This window comes from Anabaenopsis sp. FSS-46 (assembly GCF_029891665.1).
GTDB lineage: Bacteria > Cyanobacteriota > Cyanobacteriia > Cyanobacteriales > Nostocaceae > Anabaenopsis > Anabaenopsis arnoldii.
Genome location: NZ_JANQDG010000104.1, coordinates 1 through 5,048 on the forward strand (window position 1 = coordinate 1; position 5,048 = coordinate 5,048).

At 44.3% G+C, this 5,048-nt stretch carries 6 protein-coding genes; 5 read left to right on the plus strand and 1 reads right to left on the minus strand.

Annotation, left to right across the window (positions count from 1 at the left end; genetic code table 11):
* Nucleotides 1–273: 273 nt before the first annotated feature.
* On the minus strand, nt 274–1,530 hold the full coding sequence (locus NWP21_RS12085; protein WP_280792900.1) for a VWA domain-containing protein: 1,257 nt from the start codon (nt 1,528–1,530) through the stop codon (nt 274–276).
* A 191-nt stretch (nt 1,531–1,721) separates the two neighbouring features.
* Here NWP21_RS12085 and NWP21_RS12090 point away from each other — a divergent pair, with 191 nt between their 5' ends.
* The 5 genes from NWP21_RS12090 to NWP21_RS12110 form a co-directional block, all read left to right on the plus strand.
* Nucleotides 1,722–2,384, plus strand: coding sequence for an ATP-dependent Clp protease proteolytic subunit (locus NWP21_RS12090; RefSeq protein ID WP_280792901.1), 663 nt, complete (start codon nt 1,722–1,724; stop codon nt 2,382–2,384).
* Between the two features lie 71 nt (nt 2,385–2,455).
* Nucleotides 2,456–3,049 (plus strand): ATP-dependent Clp protease proteolytic subunit, encoded by a 594-nt coding sequence (locus NWP21_RS12095; protein WP_271732085.1) that lies wholly within the window; start codon nt 2,456–2,458, stop codon nt 3,047–3,049.
* Nucleotides 3,050–3,464: 415 nt separating this feature from the next.
* Nucleotides 3,465–4,130 (plus strand): phosphoribosyltransferase, encoded by a 666-nt coding sequence (locus NWP21_RS12100; RefSeq protein WP_280792902.1) that lies wholly within the window; start codon nt 3,465–3,467, stop codon nt 4,128–4,130.
* A gap of 24 nt (nt 4,131–4,154) precedes the next feature.
* On the plus strand, nt 4,155–4,808 hold the full coding sequence (locus tag NWP21_RS12105; protein WP_271732082.1) for an HPF/RaiA family ribosome-associated protein: 654 nt from the start codon (nt 4,155–4,157) through the stop codon (nt 4,806–4,808).
* Nucleotides 4,809–4,862: 54 nt separating this feature from the next.
* On the plus strand, nt 4,863–5,048 hold a 186-nt coding region (locus tag NWP21_RS12110), incomplete at its 3' end, for a MerR family DNA-binding transcriptional regulator (RefSeq protein WP_280792903.1).

A 5,048-nucleotide genomic window follows, 5' to 3' on the forward strand; every position in this document is an offset into this window, starting at 1 on the left:
AAATATAATTAGCAATTGGTATGAAGTACAGAGGAATCTATTTACTTCTGTTGTCCGTGAGCATATTTTTGCTAATCTTAATAGCGATCGCATGATCTAGCCATCATAGATCATGTTTTTTGTCAATGCGTAAGTCCTACAATGTTATCAGTTTGATAGAGAATATGGGGCACAGATACCCCCAACACAATAGTTTTAGTATTTCAATGATACGTATGTAATTTGAGCATTACCTGTAATAAAAGGCATTTTGATTACAGAGGAGTTTAACCTTTATTGGCGAGGAGTGTCTTGCAAGACCGTTTTAGAGACAATTCTGGTTTTCTTGCGATCGCTCTGGGATAATTCTTCCCCAGATTGTAATCTGGTAGCAGAAGTTTGTAACACCGTCGCCGCCCCTTGATCACCCATTTGCAGAGCCGTTTTCGCCGCAGTTTGCAGCATAGTAGCAGCACCGGCGCGATCGCCCTGTTGTAATTTCGCCTCAGCTAACTGAGTTTGTCGGTACTTAGCCAATGCCAAAATAAACTGGTGCACACGTGCATCAGTTTTTGGTTGATACATCCCAGTTACCTGGATATAAACCGGAACCGGAGCAGTCAATAAACCCATTTGATTTTGAGCCGGGTTATCATAGCGCACTTGGAGATTAGCAATCGCCTGTTGATCTTGTGGTAATTGTCCCAAGTAGATATTAGCCAAAATTACCCTTTGCGCATCCTTCATTAAATCTCCCAAGCGCACAGCCAAGCGCCCATCTGCTTCTTGGATCACTGGTAACTCAATGGTTTCTGGCGCAACTTGAGCAATGGGTTTAAGTTCTGCTAGGCGAGTATGACCCATCAGGGAGATCAGCAAATAAGCATTAGTCAATCCCACCCCTTGCACACGCCTAAACAGGCGGTTAAACTCATCTGCTGCTTGTTCGGGTCGTTGAATGTGGGACAAACTACCCAAGCCAGCATCGGCGATTTTTTCTAAAATATCTTGATTCCATTTGTCACCAAATCCTAAGGTGTTTAAAGTTAAATTATAGCTAGTAGCTAATTGAGCCAATTTTAAACAACGTTGATTATCGCCGTGTTCATTTTCACCATCGGTTAATAAAAAGGCTTGAGAAACAGTTTCTTTCTTTCCCTTAGCTAACTCCTGAATCCCCAAACGCAAACCTTCATCAATAGCCGTACCACCACCAGCAGATAAACTCTGAATCTGGTTTTTAATCTGCTGTGGGTCAGTAATCGTTTGATTACCCACCAACACAGTCGCACGGTGATCAAAAGCAACAACACTCAGGCGATCGCCTGGTTTGAGTTGATCGACTAAATTACTAGCCGCCTGCTTCACAGTTTCTAAAGGTCGACCGTACATTGAGCCACTATGGTCAAGAATTAAGCATAAATTCAGTGGTACATTAGGGTCTTGAACTTCGGCCATTGCCGAAATCGATACTGCCAACTGACGTTGACTGCTCAGTTGATACGCATCCAAATTACTATCATTCAAGATAGGCTGTAAATTGACCTTCATAACCCAAAATTTTTAGTTAGGATATCTCTATAAAATAACTTCAAAACGCCACATCGGCACTGCGGAAAAATCAAAGAGTGGGAAACAAGCAGGGTCAATCACCAATTAGCGAGAAATCCACACTTGAAGTCAGCTAACATCGCGTTAGGATGTATTACAGTTAACGGCATAGTTTCAGGCGATCAGTTGCTATGGACAATTCCCCCATCAAGGCTGTGCAAGCCCCTTATTACGGTGATAACTTTTACCGGACACCCCCGCCAGACTTACCTTCCTTATTGATGAAGGAAAGAATTGTCTATCTGGGAATGCCATTGGTGCCAGCGGTAACAGAATTGATTATTGCTGAATTGCTGTATTTGCAGTCAGACGACCCAGAGAAGCCGATAAAAATCTATATCAACTCCACAGGAACCTCCGGTTACAGTGGCGAACCCATTGGCTTTGAAACCGAAGCCTTCGCCATCTATGACACGATGAAATACATCAAGCCCCCCATCCACACCATTTGTATTGGTTCGGCAATGGGTATGGCGGCAATGTTACTCAGCGCTGGTACAAAAGGCTGTCGCGCCAGTTTGCCCCACTCGTCCATTATCCTACACCAACCTAAGAGCTACGCCCAAGGTCAAGCAACGGATATTCAAATTCGGGCAAAAGAAGTTTTGGTCAACAAAGCGGCAATGGTAGATATTCTATCCCACACCACCGGACAGGCATCAGCAAAAATTACCAAAGACATGGATCGGCTATTCTACATGACTCCCTATGAAGCTAAGGAGTATGGTTTAATTGACCGAGTTTTTGAAAAAGAGGAACTCGCCAATCCCCCATTACCTGCCAGTGTTCTCTAAGTAACACAGGTAGTGATTTACCTTGGTAAATCACTCATAACCAATGACTAATTACAAGCGGAGTAACGAATATGCCTATAGGTGTTCCTAAAGTTCCTTACCGGATGCCCGGAGGACAATATACAGACTGGATTAGCATCTACGATCGCCTTTACCGGGAGCGGATTATTTTCCTAGGCCGAGATGTTGATGATGAAATTGCTAACCAAATTATTGCGGTAATGCTATATCTGGATTCAGACGATCCAGGTAAGGATATTTATTTATACATCAATTCCCCTGGTGGTATGGTAACCTCTGGCATGGCCATTTTTGACACCATGCAACACATCAAATCAGATGTGGTGACAATTTGTGTAGGTCTAGCAGCCTCCATGGGATCATTCCTGCTCGCAGCCGGAACCAAGGGTAAGCGCATGGCATTACCTCATTCTCGGATTATGATTCACCAGCCCTCCGGCGGAACCCGTGGCCAAGCCAGTGATATCGAAATCGAAGCCAGAGAAATTCTGCGGATTCGTAGCCAGCTAAATAATATCTATGCTCAGAATACTGGTCAACCTTTAGCCAAGATTGAAAAAGACATGGATCGGGACTTTTTCATGTCTGCTGCTGAAGCTAAAGAATATGGCTTAATTGACCGTGTGATTGAAGAGCGTCCATAAGCTAATGTTTAATACCCTCCCGATAGCCGACATTAGCGCCGGAATATGAATTAAGTAACACAGTAATCTGGTTTTTGGCCTCACCCCACCTTTGACTTGTCTCAAAGTCTCCCTTTCCCTACTAAGGAAAGGAATTGGGGGTGAGGTTCTATTTTTTTCTCCTCCATTAGATAGATCAGTAGATTGTTGATGTCGCGTCGTTAGTCAGAGGTCATGCCAGGTCTAGCTTTCTATGATCAGTTCAGAAACACTAGCAAGACTTGATGACTGTTAGTGGTCACCATTACCACTGAAAGACTCAACCAAATCGGGAGGAAAAATGCCAGCTGTTGATCAGTCAGAATTTCGACTTTTCTTTGAGGGGAAAAGTCCAGTAAAACCTCAATTCTGAGGCAAATATCAGGAGAGTAATACCATGCTATTCAAAAATCGCACAATAGCAGGTCAAATGTTGGCCCGAGAATTAGCAGACTATGCTAACACTACAGATGTCATGGTGTTAGCTCTGCCCAGAGGCGGTGTACCCGTAGGTTTTGAAGTTGCTCAAGGGTTAAATGCTCCCTTAGATGTGCTGGTGGTGCGTAAATTGGGTGTGCCTGAACAAGAAGAACTAGCAATGGGGGCGATCGCATCTGGTGGCGTGCGGATTATTAACGAATATATTATCAATTTGGTGAAGATATCCGAAGAAACAATTGCTAGAGTTGCGGCGCAAGAAGAACGAGAATTAGAACGTCGAGAACTACTGTATAGAGGCCATCGCCCTGAACCTGATTTAGAAGGACGCATAGTCATCTTGGTAGATGATGGGTTAGCTACGGGTGCCACTATGTGGGCTGCAGTGGCCTCCGTGCGGCGACAGCACCCCGCCAAAATAGTTATTGCTGTACCTGTTGGTGCTGCCGGCACTTGCAAAGAGTTACAAACCGCCGTCAACGAGATCGTCTGCCTTGCCACCCCTGACCCCTTTTATAGTGTTGGTCTATGGTACGAAGACTTTCCCCAAACGACAGATGAGCAAGTCCGCGATTTGCTTTTCCAAGCTGAAACTAGCTATCAACCACTATCTATTGGTACCTAGGTTTACCCCAAGCGTGACAAACATATGAAAGTACCACCAGAAATTACTTATCGCAATGTTGAGAAAACCAATGCAATTGATACTCTAATTCATGAAAAAATCGCTAAATTAGAGAGTGTTTGCGATCACATCAGTAGCTGCCATATTGCCATTGAAAAAATACATGACCGCCCCCGCAGTGGTTCACCATATCGCGTGCGCATTGATATCACCGTACCCCCCGGTCACGAACTTGTGGCAGAAAGAAATCCGGGAGAGGGTATTCAGTATGACCCATTAGATGCAGTCATCCGCGATACTTTTAACGCCGCTCGTCAGCAACTAGTTAAACTCAACCAACTGCAATATGAGCGTAACGGCCAAGGTGGTAAGCTACGAGGTCATAATCAGGAACAATTTCAGGAAGCAACGGGACTAGTTACCAAACTCTTTAAAGATAGGGGCTATGGCTTCTTAAGAACTTTAGAAGGCCGAGAAATTTACTTTCACCGCAATAGTGTGTTACATCACGAATTTGAACGTTTAGAAATTGGTACCGCAGTCCATTTTGCCGAAGAAATGGGCGAAGAAGGCCCCCAAGCCAGCACCGTGAAGATTTTCGATAAGCCCGGCGCTGCTGTGGGTAAGTCAGACCAAACCATGATTGAACCACCATTGGGCTGGAGGGTTAGCCAATAGCTAGTTATTTACTAATAATAGATTACATATGCTCATAAATGCTCAGATAGTGGTATGGCTTATTTACCACTACGAGAAGCAGTCAAACAACTGGGAATGCACCCAAACACTTTAAGGAAGTACGCAGACAATGGCAAGATTGAAAGCATCAAAAACGAAGCAGGACAAAGACTTTTTCACGTTGAATCCTACCTCCGTGGTGCAGCTAGAACTTCCATTGTCTGCTACTGCCGAGTTAGT